Source organism: Flavobacterium sp. MR2016-29 (assembly GCF_015350695.1).
Classification (GTDB): domain Bacteria; phylum Bacteroidota; class Bacteroidia; order Flavobacteriales; family Flavobacteriaceae; genus Flavobacterium.
Genome location: NZ_JADKPU010000008.1, coordinates 19,228 through 37,890 on the forward strand (window position 1 = coordinate 19,228; position 18,663 = coordinate 37,890).

An 18,663-nucleotide genomic window follows, 5' to 3' on the forward strand; every position below is an offset into this window, starting at 1 on the left:
AACATGAAAAAAATAATAGTATCAATAATAGCTTTTTCTTTGGTTGCAGTTTCATGCAGCGATTTTATTGAAAAAGAAGAAAGAGGAACTCAAACTTTAGAGAACTACTTTCAAACCGCTCAGGAATGCGAAAACTATGCAAACGAATTAACGCACAGACTGCTTATTCCTAACGATTGGTGGACGTTAGTAGCGCCGAGAGTAACCAATGAAATGTCGACTGATGACGCCTGGATGGGCAATACAGGACAGGACAGCGGTGCACACAGGCCAGCGTCGCAATACATCATAACACCTGATAATATGGGTGATATGAACAGTATTTATACAGCACATTTTTATACGATTCAATCAGCAAATATTGGGTTGGAGAAAATGGCGTTATCACCAATTTCTGAATCTCAAAAAAATCAATACATGGGAGAATCATTATTTGTTCGTGCTTATTGCTATTACGAATTAGTGAATCTTTTTGGAGGGGTTCCAGTTTATACAAAATCGCTGGGAACCGCAGATTTGAATTTAAAAAGAAATACTGCAGCAGAAGTGTATGCTCAAGTTGAAGCAGATCTTAAAGAAGCAGCAGCTAAATTAGAAAATATTCCAGCAGCTAGAAACGGCAGAATAAACAAATGGGCAGCTTATGCTTTACTGGCTCGTGTATCTTTATTTCAAGAAAAATGGGCAGAAGCAAAATTGTATTCAAACAAAGTAATTACAGAAGGACCTTTTCAATTAGAGTCAGATTTCTTGAATATTTGGAATGTAAACAACCATAACGGAGTTGAGTCAATTTTAGAAGCGCAGTCGTCTTCAGTTCAAGATAAAAGTTTAGGAGCTGCTTTGCCAACTTTAGCAGGAGCAAGAGGCGAAGACAAGAAAAATTTTCCGAGCAATGATGCAGGTGATGTTCTTGATGGTTGGGGATGGTGTCTGCCAACAAGCGATTTAGAAAACGCCTATCTTTCTGAAAATGATGTTATCCGTCGCAGAAGTACGATTACAAAATGGGGAGAAGCAGCGTATGGAGATGAGGTTTTAAATCCAACGCATAAATTCAGCTTAAATGATAATAAATCAGGGCGTATCTGCCGTAAATATTACATTCCCATTGCAACGCGCCGTGCATTAGATAAAAAAGACGGTCATTTGCCATTAAATATTCCACTTATTCGTTTGGCAGAAATGTATTTGACAAGAGCAGAAGCAAATTATCATACAGGCGGAGATGCTTTGGCAGATATTAATATTATTAGAGCACGTGTAAAATTAGACCCAAAAACCGGATTGTCTGGACCAACGCTTTTAAAACAAATTTATAAAGAACGCCGTTTAGAATTGGCTTTTGAAGGATTGCGCTTATACGATATCCGTCGTGAAAAAGACCCAACTACAGGAAGACCAGTTATCGAATCTTTGATGGGACCAAACGGAACTTTCGTTCAATACAATTTGAACTCTACAGATCCTTACGAAACGACAAACTTGAGAGAGCCTCAGGATAAAGGAATCAATTTTAGTCCCGCTAAAAACTTATTGTGGCCAATTCCGCAGTTAGAAATAGATTTAAGCGGTGGATTAATTACTCAAAATCCGGGTTACTAAGATGAGATTTAATAACCTAAATAAAGTAGGTCTGCTGTGTGCAGGCTTACTTTTAGCAAGTTTCGTTAGCTGTGATTCTGAAAAATCTGAAAATTCAAGTTCACAAAATACGATAGCAGAATTAAATGTAAATCTAGATTTGAATCTTCAGACAATGGAAAGTTTTGGAGCTTCTGATGCTTGGCAAGGTAATTTTATTGGAAGAAATTGGCCTTCTGATAAAAAGAATAAAATTGCCGATCTGCTGTTCAGTAAAGAATTTGACGCTGACGGAAATCCAAAAGGAATCGGATTATCATTATGGAGATTTAACCTTGGAGCAGGAAGTGCAGAACAAGGAGAAGCAAGCGATATTACAGATGAATGGCGACGTACAGAATGTTTTACTACAAACGGAATCAGCTATGATATGACAAAACAAGCTGGTCAGATTTGGTTTATGAAAGCAGCGAGAGAACGTGGTGTAGAAAAGTTATTGGCTTTTGCAAACAGCGCGCCTGTGTATTTGACTCAAAATGGAAAAGCGCACGCAACAATCAAAGAATTTTATAATTTGAAAGACGGCAAAATGCCAGATTTAGCAGATTTCTGGGCAACTTCACTAGATAAATTAAAAACAGAACATGGCTTGACAATTGATTATGTGAGTCCGTTTAACGAACCGCAATATGAGTGGGACGGAAGCGCGCAAGAAGGTTCTCCGGCCACGAATGCTAATATTTACAGTTTTGTAAATATTTTGTCTCCAAAACTGCAGGCAAAAGGGCTTAGTGCTCAAATTGTTGTAGGAGAAGCTGGCGCATACGAATCGCTATATAAAACAGTTTCTGGCAAAGAAAGCAGATCCAACCAAATTGATTATTTCTTTGGTGCAAACTCTGCTAAGAAAATCTCAGGATTAAGCAATGTAAAGAAAACTATTTCTGGGCATAGTTACTGGCAAGCTTGGCCTTTGACTGAAATGATTTCATCAAGACAGCAGGCGGCATCAAGAATTCAATCTGTTGGTGCTGTGAGTCTTTGGTCTTCAGAATATTGTGTTTTAGAAAGTCCTGGAACATCAGAATTGCCAGGCGGAGCAGGTTCAGGAAGAGATTTAGGAATTCAGACGGCACTTTGGACAGCACGTATTATCAGTACAGATATTGCAATTGGAGGGGTAACTTCTTGGCAATGGTGGACAGCAATCAGCCGTGGCGACTACAAAGACGGATTGATTCATGTCGACGATGGCGCAAGCAACGGTGCCGGAAATGCAGATTATTGCAAAAATGATGGATACATTCGAGATGCGAAAACACTTTGGGCTTTAGGAAACTTTTCATTTTTTGTAAAACCGGGAATGGTTCGAGTTCAAATTCCAAGCGTAGATAATGCCACTTCCGTGAATGATGTAATGGTAACCGCTTACAAAGATCCAGCAACGAAAAAATTGGTTGTTGTAGCCGTAAACATCAGCAAATCGGCGAAAGCCTATAAATTGAATCTTATTGGAGGCGCTTTGGCAGATAATAAATTTACGCCATACACGACTTCTGAAACTTTAAGTTTGAAAAAAGGTACAGCGGTCGATGCATCTAATTTTGAAATTCCAGCTAGGTCAGTGGTTACGTACGTTGGGAATTATAAGTAAAAATTCAAAGTAACAGTCCAGATAGCTATCGGGACATAGTGAAAAAGGTTTTACCAGAATATTTGTCATCCCGAGGAACGAGGGATCACACAAGAGACTCGACAAAGATTGCTTACTCTACTGTGATTTCTAGTGTGATTTCTCCTTCGTCGAAATGACAAGATTGTGGATAATTGAAAATAAAAAAATTAAATGAAAAAAGTATATATCTCGCTTTTACTAGTAATAAGTTCGCTGTCATTTGGACAGCGAACGGTTACTATCAGTACAGATAATGTTTTACAGACCATGGACGGATTTGGTGGTTCTGATGCGTGGCGATGTCAGTTTGTTGGAAAAAATTGGCCAGAGCAGAAAAAGAATGCTATTGCTGATTTACTCTTTAGCAAAGAAATAGATGCAGAGGGAAATCCAAAAGGAATTGGGCTTTCGATCTGGAGATTTAATCTAGGTGCAGGAAGTACAGAACAAGGAGAAAACAGCAAGGTTTCTGACGAATGGAGAAGAAGCGAATCTTTTTTGAACGCTGACGGATCGTACAATTTCTCAAAACAAGAAGGACAAAGATGGTTTTTGCAGGCCGCAAAAAAACGTGGAGTAGATAAATTCTTGATTTTTACCAATAGTCCGCCAGTTTATATGACAAACAACGGATTGTCTTTTGCAACTCAAAAGAATAAACTGAATCTAAAAGATGGTGCGATTCCAAAATTTGCCGATTTTTTAGTTCAAAGTATTCAAGGGCTGGAGAAAAAAGAAGGAATAAAATTCGACTATGTAAGTCCGATCAACGAACCGCAGTGGGAGTGGATGCCAAAACACGGCGACACAAACAGCCAGGAAGGAACGCCAGCAACGAATCAGGAAATTTATGATTTGACCAAATCGCTTTCGGAAAAACTAAAAGCTCAAAAAATGAGCACAGAAATTGTAATTGCTGAAGCGGGACAAATCAATTTTTTATATGAAAATGTAAATTCAGAAAATCGCGATAACCAGATTGATTATTTCTTTGGAAAAACAAAAACGAATATTTCGAAATTTTCAAATGTAAAAAGTGTTATTTTAGGTCACAGCTATTTTACAACGTGGCCAATTGAAAAACAGGTTTTAAGCCGAAAATTAATCGCTGCAAATGTGAAACAGAATTCGGGATTAAAGTACTGGCAGTCCGAATATTGTATTTTAGAAAATCCGGGAGAAAATGAAATTCCAGGCGGTTCAGGCGGTGGAAGAGATTTAGGAATGCAGACGGCCTTATTCGTAGCGCGCTTGATACACAATGATATTGCGCTTGCCAATGCAGCTTCATGGCAATGGTGGACATCGCTAACGCGAGTTGATTATAAAGATGGTTTGATTTACCTAGATGATGGCAAAAGCAACGGCGGAACGGCTCCAGATTATGTTAGAAATGACGGAGAATTTCACGATTCTAAACTGCTTTGGGCTTTAGGAAATTACTCTTTATTTGTACGCCCTGGAATGGAGCGTGTTGATGTTCCAAACCAAAATGAATCAGATGCAGCAAACGATGTAATGTTAACGGCTTACAAAGATAAAGCAAACAAAAAACTGATTGTAGTTGCTGTAAACTGCGGAAAAGCAGCTCAAAAATACAAGTTTGATCTTTCAAAAGGAATAATAAAAAACAACGATTTTACGCCATATGTAACTTCTGAAAAGTCAAATTTAAAACGAACCGAAATTCAAAAAATAGATAATTTAGAAATCCCTGCAAGGTCAGTAGTGACGTTTGTTGGTGAATTAGAATATTGAGAAAGTTTCAAGTTTCAAGTTTCAAAAACCTGAAACCTGAAACTTGAAACAAAAAAATAACAAATAAAAATAGCTATAGTGTTTACAAAAAAAATCTTGTTACCTGTTTTTCTCTTCTCGTGTTTGTCTGCTTTTAGCCAGATATCGTTTGGAGATTCTAAAAAAATTAATGACAACTGGAAATTTAATCTTCAAGATGTTTCAGATGCAAAAAACGAAACTTTTGACGACAGCAAATGGCAGTCTGTAAATGTGCCGCATGACTGGAGCGTAAAAGGACAGCTGAGTCCCACTTTAGCAAGTTGTACTGGTTTCTTGCCAGGCGGTATTGCATGGTACAGAAAATTAATCAATGTACCTCAAAACAAAGCGGGCGAAAAAGTATATTTATATTTTGAAGGAGTTTACAACAGAAGTGAAGTTTTCATCAACGGACATTCTTTAGGAAAACGACCAAACGGCTATATTTCTTTTGCTTACGATGTAACTCCGTTTGTAAAATATGGAGGAGAAAATACAATTTCAGTTCGTGTAGATCACAGTCAAAGTGCTGATTCAAGATGGTATACAGGTTCTGGAATTTACAGAAATGTTTGGTTGGTTTATGCAAATCCGGTTCATATTGCGCAGTGGGGCGTCTACGCTTATCCAGAAGTAAATAAAGGAACTGGGACTTTAAATGTTGAGGTTGATGTAGAAAACGGATCTACGGCAAAGACAAGTCTTACTGTTATTAATGAATTGATTTCTATAGACGGAAAATCAATCGCAAAAGCTTCTTCTAAAGTTGAGGTTCCAGCGAATCAAAGCGGTAAAATATCGGCTAAAATAAATGTGAAAAATCCTCAGTTATGGGATTTAGAAAACCCAAATTTATATCAGCTAAAAACAACGGTTTTAAAAAACGGAAAACAGATCGACCAGACCGTTACAAAAACTGGTTTCAGAACTTTTACTTTCGATCCAAACAACGGTTTTGCCTTGAACGGACAATGGATGAAAATGAAAGGTGTTTGCCTGCATCACGACGCAGGAGTTTTAGGTTCTGCAGTGCCTCGCGAAGTTTGGCTGACAAGACTAAAAACACTTAAAGAAATTGGCGTAAATGCAATTCGTACCAGTCATAATCCACAAGCACCAGATTTTTATGAGATTTGTGACGAGCTAGGATTATTGGTTTTAAATGAAGCCTATGACGAATGGGAATTTCCTAAGCGAAAATGGCTGGAAGGATGGAATTACGGAACACCAGGATTTCAAGGCTCGTTTGATATTTTTGCAGAATATGCAGAAAAAGACTTAGAAGATTTTGTTCGTCGCGACAGAAACCATCTTTCAGTTTTTGGATGGAGTATTGGAAACGAAGTAGATTATCCAAATGACCCGTATTCACACCCTGTTTTAGATAAAGGAAAAGAAGGTTTTGGACAAGCGGCTTACGGTGGTTACAAAAAAGATGCGCCCGATGCCATGCGTCTAGGGGCAATTGCAAAACGTTTGGTTGCCGCAGTAAAAAAGTACGATAAGTCCCGACCAACAACTGCTGGTTTAGCGGGTGTAGCCATGTCGAATGAAACAGAATATCCGGGGGCATTAGATATTACAGGATATAATTATACGGAAAGCAAATATCAGTCGGATCATGAAAAATATCCAAACCGTGTTATTTTCGGAAGTGAAAATGTCCACGATATGGAACCTTGGCTTGCGGTAAAAAACAACAAACATATTTTTGGGCAATTTTTATGGACAGGAATTGATTATTTAGGAGAATCAGGAAGATGGCCTTCAAGAGGATTTTACTCTGGATTAGTTGATTTTGCTGGTGTTATAAAACCTAGAGGATATTTCCGTCAATCATTATGGTCAGATAAACCAATGGCATATGTTGGAACTTATCCTTTAAAAAATCAAAAAGAAATTTCTAAAGATGCTTGGGCAATTTGGAATTACACTCAAGGTGAAATGATTCGCGTAGTGTGCTATACGAATGCAGCAAAAGCACGTCTAGAATTAAACGGAAAAGTTGTTGGGGAAGCAAAACCATACGACGAAAAAACCGGAATTATCTATTGGGATATTCCTTTTGCTTCAGGAAAACTAGAAGCAATCGGGCTAAATAAAGACAATAAAGAAGTAAGCAGCTATGCAATTAACTCTACACAGCAGCCAGTTGAGTTAACTATTGCAGATACTAATATTACCATTAATAAAGAAAAAGGTGTTGCTAAAATTATGGTTCAGGTTAAAGATCAAAACGGCCTGCCAGTAATGCTTTCCGATAATGAAGTTACCTGTACTATCAGCGGTCCTGGAGTTTTATTAGGACTTGAAGCTGGAAACAACAGTGACATGACAGATTATACAGATAATGTACAGCGTGTATTTCACGGACATATAGCAGCTTATATTCAAGCAACTGGAGAGGCACAGCCAATCAAAGTTACTTTCACCAGTCAATGGTTAAAGCCAGTTGAAGTTACTGTTAATGTAAAATAAATAATTTCTAAAAAGAAAATTATTAGTTAGTTATTTTAAATTGTCAATTGACCTGTTTGCTTTTTGATTCAGCAGACAGGTTAATTGTATAATTAGGAGAAAAGTTTATTATATTTGAAGTGTATATTTTACATTTATTACTATTTATCCCAATTAAGATGAAAATAAAAAATAGAATTGTTCTGGCTTTAGGTGTCGCTTTTGTTACAGTTTCTGCAGGCGCACAAAAAACAGCATTCAACAAAGACGAATTCAAACAATGGGCACAAACACCGCCAATGGGTTGGAACAGCTGGGATTGTTATGGTTCTACCGTCGAAGAACATGAAGTAAAAGCCAACGCCGATTATATGGTAAAAAACCTGAAAAAATTTGGCTGGAAATACATTGTTGTAGATATCAGATGGTTTGTAGAAAACGATAAAGCAGGAGGTTACAACCAAACAGATCCGCGTTATGTAATCGATCAATACGGCAGATATCAGCCGGCATTAAACAGATTTCCATCTGCAAAAGACGGACAAGGATTTAAGCCTTTAGCTGATTATATTCATAAAAAAGGTTTGAAATTTGGTATTCATATTATGCGCGGAATTCCTAAAAAAGCGGTAGAAGACAAAATGCCAATTAAAGGAACAAACGGAATAACAGCAGACCAAATTTATACTACCGCTTTGCAGTGTGAATGGCTCAAAGACAATTACACCATTTTAGCAGACAAACCAGGAGCTCAGGAATATTATGATTCTTTATTTGAACTTTATGCACAATGGGGCGTAGATTTTATTAAAATAGATGACATATCAAGACCCTATCACGAAGGCGAAATCAACTTAATAAGGAATGCCATTGACAAATGCGGACGCAAAATTGTACTGAGTACTTCGCCGGGAGAAACGCCAATTTCAGCCGCACCGCATGTAAAAGAACATGCAAACATGTGGAGAATGGTAGATGATGTGTGGGATACCTGGCCACACATAACACACCTAATGAAAGTCAGCGAAAAATGGTATCCTTACATTGCACCAGGAACTTGGCCTGATTGTGATATGATTCCGCTAGGCCGTATTTCATTAAGAGGAGAACGAGGAGAAGACAGAATGTCGCGTTTAACAAAAGACGAACAATATACACTGATTACTTTTTTCAATATTTTTAAATCTCCTTTGTTTTTTGGTGGCGATTTACCAAGCAATGATGCTTTTACATTATCGTTATTAACGAACAAAGATGTAGTAAAAATGCATAATGAAAGCACAGATGTAAAACAGCTTTTTCAGAAAGACGGAAAAATTGCTGTGACTTCAAAAAATGTAAAAGATGGAAGTGTCTATTTGGCACTTTTTAATATTTCAGATACAGCTTCAGAAACTATAGCCGTAAATTTTTCTGATCTTGGAATTTCAGATTCTGTTGAAATTTTAAATATGTGGACGGGTGAGAAATCGAAAGTCGCTTCTGCAACAATTTCGGCGGTGTTAAAACCGCACAGTTCTATTCTATACCAATTAAAAAGTAAAAAGTAATGAAAAAAATACATTTTACTTTAGTACTATTTTTCACGATTTTTAATTTTTTGCAGGCTCAAAATAATAACCAAAAAGGTATTCCGACTGTAATTTCCGAAAAAGATTTAACCGCTTATTTATTTGTGTATTTTACTGGAAATTCTGTCGAAGAAGAAGCTGTACGATATGCTGTAAGCGCTGATGGTTATCATTATTATCATCTTAACAACAATAAACCTGTTATCGACAGCAAAGCAATAAGCTCTACAGGCGGCGTTCGTGATCCTCATATTTTGCGCGGAGACGACGGCAAAACATTTTATATGGTTTTGACTGATATGACATCTTCAAAAGGCTGGGACAGCAACCGGGCTATGATTTTGCTTAAAAGTATGGATCTTGTAAATTGGAAAAGCAGTGTGGTAAATATTCAAACTACTTTTCCGGGGAATGAAAATTTGAAACGTGTTTGGGCACCACAGACAATTTATGATGCTAAAGCGGGAAAGTATTTGATTTACTTTAGTTTACAGCATGCTGGCGGACCAGATAAGATTTATTATGCTTATGCAAATAAAGATTTTACAGGACTGGAAAGTGCTCCAAAATTATTATTTGTGCCAAAATCAGAAAAGTCTTGCATAGATGGTGATATTATTGAAAAAGACGGAATATATCATCTTTTCTATAAAACTGAAAGTGGAAAAGCAGGAATAAAAGTAGCCACGACAAACGATCTAACTTCTGGTAATTGGATAGAAAATGATAATTATCTGCAACAGACACAAGATGGAGTTGAAGGTTCGAGTGTTTTCAAACTAAACAATTCAGATGACTATATTTTGATGTATGATGTTTATACCAAAGGAAGATATCAGTTTACAAAAAGTAAGGATTTAGAAAATTTCACCGTAATAGACAATGAAATTTCAATGGATTTTAATCCGCGTCACGGAACTATTTTGCCAATAACGCGTTCTGAATTAAAGAGTATAACGGCAAAATGGGGAATGCCAGAGAAATTTCCAAAACTAAATAATAATCCGGTTTTAGAAGGATATTATGCTGATCCTGAAATTTTATACTCAAACAAAACAAGGAAATACTATATCTACCCAACAAGCGATGGTTTTGACGGCTGGTCTGGAAATTATTTTAAAACCTTTTCATCAGATAATTTAGTTGATTGGAAGGATGAAGGGATTATTTTAGATCTTAGAAAAGATGTAAGCTGGGCCAACAGAAATGCATGGGCGCCTTGTATTGTAGAGAAAAAAATAAACGGCAAGTACAAATATTTTTATTATTTCACAGCTGCCCAAAAAATTGGTGTTGCCTCTTCTGACAATCCAACAGGACCTTTTACAGACAGTGGAAAAGCATTGGTAAGCACGAGGCCACAAGACATAAAAGGCGGACAGGAAATTGATCCAGATGTTTTTACAGACCCTAAAACCGGAAAGAGTTATTTGTATTGGGGAAATGGCTATATGGCTGTAGCCGAATTGAATGCAGATATGATCTCACTTAAAGAAGGAAGTACCAAAATCATTAAAGTTGACAATACATTTCGCGAAGGCACTTATGTAATTTACAGAAAAGGAAAATATTATTTTTTATGGAGTGAAGATGACACAAGAAGCCCAAATTATAAAGTGAGATACGGAACTTCAAATTCACCTTTGGGACCAATTGAAATTCCTGAAAATAATATTGTAATTCAAGGAATTCAAGATCAGGGAATTTATGCAACGGGACATAATTCGGTTTTACAAATTCCAAATAAAGACGAATGGTATATTACGTATCATCGTTTTTCATATCCAACCGGAATAAAAATGGGAGATGCCGGAGGATTTCATCGTGAAGTCTGTATCGATAAATTAGAATTTAATGCTGATGGAAGCATCAAACAAGTAAAGCCAACACACGCAGGAGTAAATGCTATAAAGTAATTTTTATTAGAATTAATTTTAATCAAAAAAGGCTGTTTCTAATTAAAGAAACAGCCTTTTTTATATATTATTTAAATGAATTTTAAACCGTTTGATCGTCTACAGCAGCGTCTGCTGCATTTGATTTTACAGATGCAATTCCGTTATCTCTTGCAGAATTACTTTCATACATTTCACTTGTACCAATTATTTGGCCGTTCCCAGCTTTTAAAGTAAAATAAGGTTTACCGCTCTTTGATTCTTCTTTGCTGTAACGAGAATCGTCTTGTGAATTTGTTTTTACAGATTCGATTCCATTTACGGCTGATGCTTTGCTCGCATAACCTTCGCTTGTTAGAATGGTTTGTCCATTTCCAGCTTTTAAATTAAATTGAAATTCCCCATTGGCTCTTTTGGTGATAACAAATTTTCCCATATAGTTTTTTATTTAAGTTAAGTATTCCAAAATTTTGCTATTGATAAAAATACGAAACTTAGTTATATAAATTGTATTGGCTAAAAAATAATTGATTATTAGAATGTTAAAAAATTTGTTTCAAAATATATTATAGAATAAAATTTTAATAAAATATAAATGTAAAAGCCTTAAAACACTTATTTTTGTTAGTGATAGCAATTAGGAAATATGAAGGAAATCCGCGAAATTTTAAAAGCATATTCAGAGGCTAAAACGGGAGGAAAAAAGACTGCGCTTGCAACAGTTGTCAAAGTTGAAGGTTCTTCTTACCGACAGCCTGGCGCTCGTATGCTTGTTACCGAAGACGGGTCTCTGACAGGCGCTATCAGCGGTGGCTGTCTGGAAGGCGATGCGCTCCGCAAAGCCTTGCTTGCAATTCATCAAAAGCAAAATAAACTCATTATTTACAACACTAATAATGAGGATGATATTGAATTAGGATTACAGCTTGGATGCAACGGTATTGTTCATATTCTTTTTGAATATATTGATGATGCGGTTTCTAATAATCCAATGCAACTTTTACAGCAATTAGAAATTGACCGCAAAGAAGCAGTGGTTGTGACATTATTTTCATTAAAAAAACAGGCGCCTCAAATTGGAACGGTCTTAATTTATAAGGAAGATACAACACTTTTGCAAAACCATAAAATTGCTCAAGAATTGCTTTCGGATGTGAAGCAAGTGTTAGAGAATAAAATCACAATTGTAAAAAATATTCAAGAAGAAACGCAAACCGAAGCATTAATAGAATATATAAATCCGGCTATTTCTCTTGTAATTGCCGGAGCTGGAAATGATGTACAGCCTCTTTCTAAAATGGCTTTTTTATTAGGCTGGGAAGTTAACATAGGCGACGGACGCGCAACGCATGCAACTCCAAAACGTTTTCCAGAAGCAAAACGAGTGTTTGTTGCAAAGCCGGAACAATTAATACAAAACACAAAAATTGATGCTCAGACTTATTTTGTTCTCATGACGCACAATTACAAATATGATTTAGCGCTTTTAAAATTACTTTTAGAAAGCGATTGCCCGTATATTGGTATTCTAGGTCCAAAAACAAAACTGAATCGAATGTTCGGTGATCTTTATAATGAAGGCATAATTATAAAAGAAGAACAATTAAAATGCATTTATGGACCAATTGGACTCGATATTGGAGCCGAAACTTCTGAAGAAATTGCCTTGTCAATCATTGCTGAAATAAAAGCGGTTATAAGCGGAAAGGAAGGATCGCCATTGAAATATAAATTAGGAAAAATACACGAGAACGCGCCGTATGTCAAGTAAAGAAAATAATATTGGAATCGTCATTTTGGCGGCAGGAAATTCTTCTAGGCTTGGCAGACCCAAACAATTATTAGAATATAAAAATTCTACATTATTAAAAAATACAATTAAAGAAGCTTCTCTAGTCCAAAATTCGAACATTATTGTAGTTACAGGTGCCAATAACGAATTAATAGAAAAAGAACTACTTGAATTTCCTAAAATAAAAACAACGTTCAATCCTGATTGGCAATCTGGAATGTCATCTTCAATCGTAAAAGGTCTTTCAGAATTATTGGTTTTATATACAGATTCTCAAAGCTGTATTTTTGCAGTTTGCGATCAACCTTATGTAACAGCAGCCGTTTTTGAAAATTTAATAAATGAAGCTGTAAAAACTAGAAAAGGAATCGCAGCTTCTGCTTATGCTGAAACTTTAGGAACACCTGTTTTATTTGATAAAAAATATTTTAATGCACTTTTAGAATTAAAAGGTCAGGAAGGAGCAAAAAAAGTCATCAATACATTTTTGAATGATACAGTTGCAGTTCCCTTCGAAAAAGGCGATATCGACATAGATACGGAAGAAGATTATAATGAGCTTATTTCTTGAATGAAGCTTCAAAGGTTCCTAGGTACAAAGGCATAAATTACTATGTAATAAAAGCTTTGCGATTTTACGTATTCGCTATATTATTTCTAAAAGCTTAAAAAAACTTTGTGTCTTAGTGTCTTCGTGGCAAAAAAAACTATGACAATTGGCGAAGCAAACTTAAAACACGTTCAATCGTTTCTTGAATCTCTTCAACTGTTGTATATTGACTTAAGCTAAATCGTATTGAACTCAAAGCATTTTCATCGGATAAACCCATCGCTTTTAAAACATGCGAAGGTTTGGAAGTTACAGCGGAACAAGATGAACCATTAGACACTGCAATATTTTGCAAAGCAAGAATTAGCTGTTCAGAATTTACTCCCGGAAAACAGATATTGGTTGTATTATAAATTCTGTTTTCAGTATCTCCATTAACAAATGAACCTTCAAATTGAAGTAATCCATTTTCAAGTTGATTTCTTAATTTAAATATTGTTTTTTTATTTATTAGTATTTCATTTTCAGCTATTTCACATGCTTTACCTAAACCAATAATTCCAGTAGAATTTAAAGTGCCGCTTCGCAGCTTTCGCTGTTGTTCGCCTCCATGCAATTGTGCGGTAATTTTTATTTTGGCTTTCGCCGAAATATACAAAGCACCAACTCCTTTTGGCCCATAAAATTTATGTGCAGAAAGAGGCAAAAGATCAATTTCGAGTGTTTTAACATCTAAAGGAATCTTTCCTACAGCCTGAGTTGCGTCACACATTAAAATGGCATTTTTAGCGTGAACAAGTTTAGATATTTCTGCCATATTATGCATGACACCAGTTTCATTGTTAACTATCATTATAATGACTAACAGTGTCTTATCTGTTATTGCCTCATCTAATACATTAATATCTAAAATTCCATTTGAGTTGACAGGCAAATACGTTACATCAAAACCAATTGTTTCCATGTATTGGCAAGTATTCAACACAGCCTTATGTTCTGTCGAGGCAGTAACAATATGTTTTCGATCTTGATTAGACAGACCTTTTATACCAAGATTGATAGCTTCAGTTGCTCCAGAAGTAAAAACAATTTCTTCTTCATCTGCTCCAATCAAATTGGCGGTTTGCCATGCAGCGTTTTCTACTGCTTCTTTTACAGATAATCCAGCAATATGCGCACTTCCTGCATTTGCATAATCGCTGGTAAAATAAGGAAGCATTGCCTCTAAAACCCTGTCATCAAGACGAGTTGTTGCATTGTTGTCTAAGTAAATGAGTTTTTGTGGAGACATAAATTTGGCTTAATATCGTAAAAATACAATTTTGAATTTTATTGAGCGATGGTTTTTATCAATTGAAATTATTCTAAATAGTGTGTTTATGTGAATTTTATAACTATTTGTCAGCGAAGATTGTTAAATTTGTTAGGATGACAAAAGTGATTTTGCTAATTAAAAAATAGAATGAATGGCTGCTAAAAAATCAATTACGAATAAAGTAACCGAGGATGATTCGAACTCCCGTCGTGACTTTATAAAAAAATCAGGACTTTTTACCGCTCTCGCCTTGACACCACCTTCATTGGTAATGGCTTCAGAGAATAAATGGGATGAAAAAATAGCTGAATATTTAGAGACTGTGCCACTTTCTATTGAAGTAAATGGCAAAAAACACAACTTAAATGTTGAGCCAAGAACTACCTTGCTCGATTTATTAAGAGAAAATCTGCAGTTAACAGGTACTAAAAAAGGCTGTGACCACGGACAATGCGGTGCCTGTACAGTTCACGTAAACGGAACGCGGATTTTATCTTGCTTGTCATTGGCTTCAATGCAGCAAAACGCTCAAGTAACCACTATTGAAGGACTTTCAAAAGGAAAAAAACTCCACCCAATGCAGGAAGCTTTCATTAAAAATGATGGTTTTCAATGCGGTTATTGTACTCCAGGCCAAATTATGTCTGGGATAGCCTGCATCAAAGAGGGTCACGCAAACAGCAGAGAAGAAATTCGAGAATATATGAGCGGTAATATTTGCCGCTGCGGTGCTTACCATAATATTGTCGATGCCATTACAGAAGTTAAGGAAGGAGGGATGCTGTCATGAAAAACTTTCAATTAATTAAAGCACTATCAGCTGGTTCTGCGGTAACCAGTATCAGCAAAGAAAGTTCAGCCATGTTTATCGCCGGCGGAACGAATTTGGTCGATTTAATGAAAAAAAATGTTGTAGCTCCAGATAAATTGGTAGATATAACTGCTTTAGATTTAAAGAAAATAGAATTCTTAACAGGCAAGACCTCAATAGGCGCTTTGGCAAAAAACAGTCAAGTTGCTGAAGATAAAGAAATAATACAAAAACATCCATTGCTTGCTTTAGCTTTAGCAGCAGGAGCATCACAGCAAATCAGACATATGGCAACTGTGGGCGGTAATATGCTGCAACGCACAAGATGTCCTTATTTTTACAATACCGATATGCCCTGCAACAAACGCGTTCCTAAAAGCGGCTGTGGTGCAATTGGCGGATCAAATCGCATGCATGCTATCTTTGGTGCATCAGATAGCTGTATTGCAGTTCACCCAAGTGATATGTGTGTAGCTTTAGCAGCACTTGATGCAACAGTTTTAGTAGAAGGCCCAAAAGGCAAGAGAGAAATAAAATTTACAGATTTTCATCGCCTTCCTGCAAATACGCCAGAAAAAGACAACACACTTCAGAATAAGGAATTGATTACTTCAATTGAAATTCCAAATAATAATTTCATTAAAAATGTACATTATCTAAAAGTTCGCGACCGAAGCAGTTATGCATTTGCTTTAGTTTCTGTTGCTGTGGCTTTAGAAATCAGCAATAATATAATTACAAATGCACGTCTGGCAATGGGCGGGGTAGCACACAAACCTTGGCGATTAAATGAATCTGAAGAATTTTTGAAGGGAAAAACGGTTTCTGAAACTGTTTTCAAACAGGCAGCCAATCTGGCGATGAAAGGAGCAAGAGGTTATGGAGATAATAATTTTAAATTGACACTCGGACCTAACGCCATTACCGAAGCACTAACAATAGCATCATCTAAATAATTCGAATTATGAGCAAGACAAGTAATATTAATAGAGTTGATGGATTTGCTAAAGTAACAGGTTCTGCAACATATTCTGCCGAATATAAGATGCAGGGCGTGGTTTACGCCTGTTTAGTTGGAAGTACAATTGCAAAAGGACGAATCAAATCAATAGATACAAAAAAAGCCGAATGGGCTCCAGGAGTTTTAGCTGTAATTACACATCTAAATGTTGATAAGCCATCCGGATACGAAAAGGCAAAAGACAAGCATAATTTTGGCCAGCCGCTTCAAATTTTTAAAGATGATACTATCCTTTACTACGATCAGCCAATTGCAATGGTTGTTGCAGACACTTTTGAGCGTATGCAATACGCAGCGAGTTTAATTAAAGCAGAATACCTGAAGGAAGAACATATAACAGATCTTCAAAAAGCAAAAGAAAAAGAGAAAAAAATTGAAACTGATAAAGGCGATGATTATCATCGAGGAACTCACGACGGATATAAAAATGCAGAAGTTGTATTTGAAGCAGAATATACGATTCCGACAGAAGTTCATAACCCGATGGAATTGGCCAATATTATTGCAAAATGGGAAGGAAATAAACCCTCTCTTTATACCAAAAGTCAAGGAGTTGAAGGAACCAGAAAAAGTGTAGCTGGAGTGTTTGGAGTTCCTGTAGAAGATGTCACCGTAAATTCTGAATATCTTGGCGGTGCTTTTGGTATGGGGCTGCATACTTGGCCTTACGAAATTGCAGCTTTGATTGGAGCAAAGAAATTAAATCGTCCGGTAAAATTAGTTTTGCATCGCGAGCAAATGTTTACTAATGTTGGGTTTCGCCCTTACACAATTCAGAAAATGGGTTTAGGCGCTACAAAAGATGGAAAACTGACTGGTTTAACGCACGAAGCTGTCGCAATGACTTCGAGCTATGAAGATTTTATGGAAGGAACCGTAAATATGTCCCGATTTATTTATGATTGCGCCAATGTTTCAACGCGCTATCGAATTGTACCTCTGGACACCTGCACACCAATTTGGATGCGTGGTCCCGGCGAGGCAACAGGATCATTTGCTTTAGAATCGGCAATGGATGAATTGGCACATAAACTAGATATGGATCCAATTGAATTTCGCAAGAAAAATTATGCGGAAAAAGATTTGGAACAAAATAAACCATGGAGCAGTAAATACCTTTTAGAATGTTACGAAGGCGGTATGGAACGTATTGGCTGGAAAAACCGTAAAAATAAACCAGGTTCAGTGCGTGAAGGCGAGTGGCTTGTTGGTTACGGAATGGGAACAGGAACTTTTGGGTGTTATAGAAGTGCAACTTCTGTAAAAGCAAAATTTTTACCCGATGGCAATTTAGTGCTGCAATGCAGCGTAAATGATATGGGACCCGGAACCGCGACTATGATGACCGCAATAGGTGCTGAAATAACAGGATTGCCAGCTGAAAATGTTATTATAGAAATGGGTAAAAGCGGTTTGCCAAAAGGCCCTACGCAAGGAGGATCTGCTACAACTTCGTCTGTAGGTTCTGCGGTTCATGATGCTTGCAATTTATTGGTCAGTAAAATACTTGGATTAGCAACTGAAAATCCAACATTAAAAGGAACTCCAATTACAGAATTGTCTTTTTCTAATGGTTTGATTTCTTCTAAAAAAGACAATTCCAAATCAGTTTCTCTAGCGGCATTGCTTACTGCAAATAAATTAGAAGGAATTGAAGTTGAAAATCAATCAAAAGCAACGGAAGAAGCAAAAAAATATTCGATTTATTCGTTTTCAGTTCACTTCGTAAAAGTATTGGTGAATCCGAATTTGGGAAAAATAAGATTAGCTCACGTCGTTTCCTGTGCTGATATTGGAACCGTTATCAATCAAAAAACATCAGCAGGACAAATGTATGGCGGTGCAGTAGGAGGAATCGGAATGGGATTAATGGAAGCTCTCGAAATCGATCACCGTTTCGGCCGTCCAATAAACAACAATTTCGCAGATTATCATGTTCCGGTAAATGCTGATATTGAAAAACAAGAAGTATTTTTCGTCAATAAAAAAGATCCTATAAGCAACCCAATGGGAACTAAAGGTTTGGGAGAAACTGCTTTGGTTGGAATGGCGCCTGCAATTGCAAATGCTGTTTTTAACGCAACCGGAAAACGTGTTCGAGATTTGCCAATTACGTTGGATAAAATTATAGAACCTTCTGTGGCAACTGCTTAAACAATTCTAAAACATAAAAAATCCCTTTAAGATTATTTCTTAAAGGGATTTTTAGTTTG

General features: G+C 36.5%; 13 protein-coding genes. 11 read left to right on the forward strand and 2 right to left on the reverse strand.

From position 1 onward, the window contains the following. Window positions 1-3 precede the first annotated feature (3 nt). The 6 genes from IR010_RS16245 to IR010_RS16270 all read left to right on the forward strand — a co-directional run bounded on the left by IR010_RS16245 (window position 4) and on the right by IR010_RS16270 (window position 10,982). Window positions 4-1,605 (forward strand): RagB/SusD family nutrient uptake outer membrane protein, encoded by a 1,602-nt coding sequence (locus tag IR010_RS16245; RefSeq protein WP_194605348.1) that lies wholly within the window; start codon window positions 4-6, stop codon window positions 1,603-1,605. Window position 1,606: 1 nt separating this feature from the next. Further along, window positions 1,607-3,238 (forward strand): glycoside hydrolase, encoded by a 1,632-nt coding sequence (locus IR010_RS16250; RefSeq protein WP_194605351.1) that lies wholly within the window; start codon window positions 1,607-1,609, stop codon window positions 3,236-3,238. A 192-nt stretch (window positions 3,239-3,430) separates the two neighbouring features. Next, on the forward strand, window positions 3,431-5,017 hold the full coding sequence (locus IR010_RS16255) for a glycoside hydrolase (protein WP_194605354.1): 1,587 nt from the start codon (window positions 3,431-3,433) through the stop codon (window positions 5,015-5,017). A 78-nt stretch (window positions 5,018-5,095) separates the two neighbouring features. Next, window positions 5,096-7,516 (forward strand): sugar-binding domain-containing protein, encoded by a 2,421-nt coding sequence (locus IR010_RS16260; protein WP_194605357.1) that lies wholly within the window; start codon window positions 5,096-5,098, stop codon window positions 7,514-7,516. Between the two features lie 158 nt (window positions 7,517-7,674). Beyond that, window positions 7,675-9,045 (forward strand): glycoside hydrolase family 27 protein, encoded by a 1,371-nt coding sequence (locus IR010_RS16265; RefSeq protein WP_194605360.1) that lies wholly within the window; start codon window positions 7,675-7,677, stop codon window positions 9,043-9,045. Then, window positions 9,045-10,982, forward strand: coding sequence for a family 43 glycosylhydrolase (locus IR010_RS16270; protein WP_194605362.1), 1,938 nt, complete (start codon window positions 9,045-9,047; stop codon window positions 10,980-10,982). The genes IR010_RS16265 and IR010_RS16270 overlap by 1 nt, the downstream gene beginning before the upstream one ends. An 82-nt stretch (window positions 10,983-11,064) precedes the next feature. Here the strand turns inward: IR010_RS16270 and IR010_RS16275 are convergent, their stop codons facing one another. Continuing rightward, window positions 11,065-11,397, reverse strand: a complete 333-nt coding sequence (locus IR010_RS16275; RefSeq protein WP_194605366.1) for a YegP family protein — start codon at window positions 11,395-11,397, stop codon at window positions 11,065-11,067. 210 nt (window positions 11,398-11,607) lie between these two features. Between IR010_RS16275 and IR010_RS16280 the strand changes: the two genes are divergently transcribed. Together IR010_RS16280 and IR010_RS16285 are read left to right on the forward strand one after the other, a co-directional pair. Beyond that, complete coding sequence (locus IR010_RS16280) at window positions 11,608-12,732, forward strand: XdhC family protein (protein WP_194605369.1); 1,125 nt, start codon at window positions 11,608-11,610, stop codon at window positions 12,730-12,732. Then, entirely contained in the window at window positions 12,722-13,324 is a 603-nt protein-coding gene (locus IR010_RS16285; RefSeq protein WP_194605372.1) for an NTP transferase domain-containing protein, read from the forward strand. Before IR010_RS16280 ends, IR010_RS16285 begins: the two co-directional genes overlap by 11 nt. A 136-nt stretch (window positions 13,325-13,460) precedes the next feature. Here the strand turns inward: IR010_RS16285 and IR010_RS16290 are convergent, their stop codons facing one another. Then, entirely contained in the window at window positions 13,461-14,594 is a 1,134-nt protein-coding gene (locus tag IR010_RS16290; protein ID WP_194605375.1) for a cysteine desulfurase family protein, read from the reverse strand. 175 nt (window positions 14,595-14,769) lie between these two features. Here IR010_RS16290 and IR010_RS16295 point away from each other — a divergent pair, with 175 nt between their 5' ends. The 3 genes from IR010_RS16295 to IR010_RS16305 are packed head-to-tail and all read left to right on the forward strand — an operon-like array spanning window position 14,770 to window position 18,604. Beyond that, window positions 14,770-15,408: a 2Fe-2S iron-sulfur cluster-binding protein gene (locus IR010_RS16295; protein WP_194569675.1), complete on the forward strand. Its 639-nt coding sequence runs from the start codon at window positions 14,770-14,772 to the stop codon at window positions 15,406-15,408. After that, complete coding sequence (locus IR010_RS16300; RefSeq protein ID WP_194605378.1) at window positions 15,405-16,385, forward strand: FAD binding domain-containing protein; 981 nt, start codon at window positions 15,405-15,407, stop codon at window positions 16,383-16,385. The genes IR010_RS16295 and IR010_RS16300 overlap by 4 nt, the downstream gene beginning before the upstream one ends. Window positions 16,386-16,393: 8 nt before the next feature. Further along, on the forward strand, window positions 16,394-18,604 hold the full coding sequence (locus IR010_RS16305; protein ID WP_194605381.1) for a xanthine dehydrogenase family protein molybdopterin-binding subunit: 2,211 nt from the start codon (window positions 16,394-16,396) through the stop codon (window positions 18,602-18,604). Window positions 18,605-18,663 lie beyond the last annotated feature (59 nt).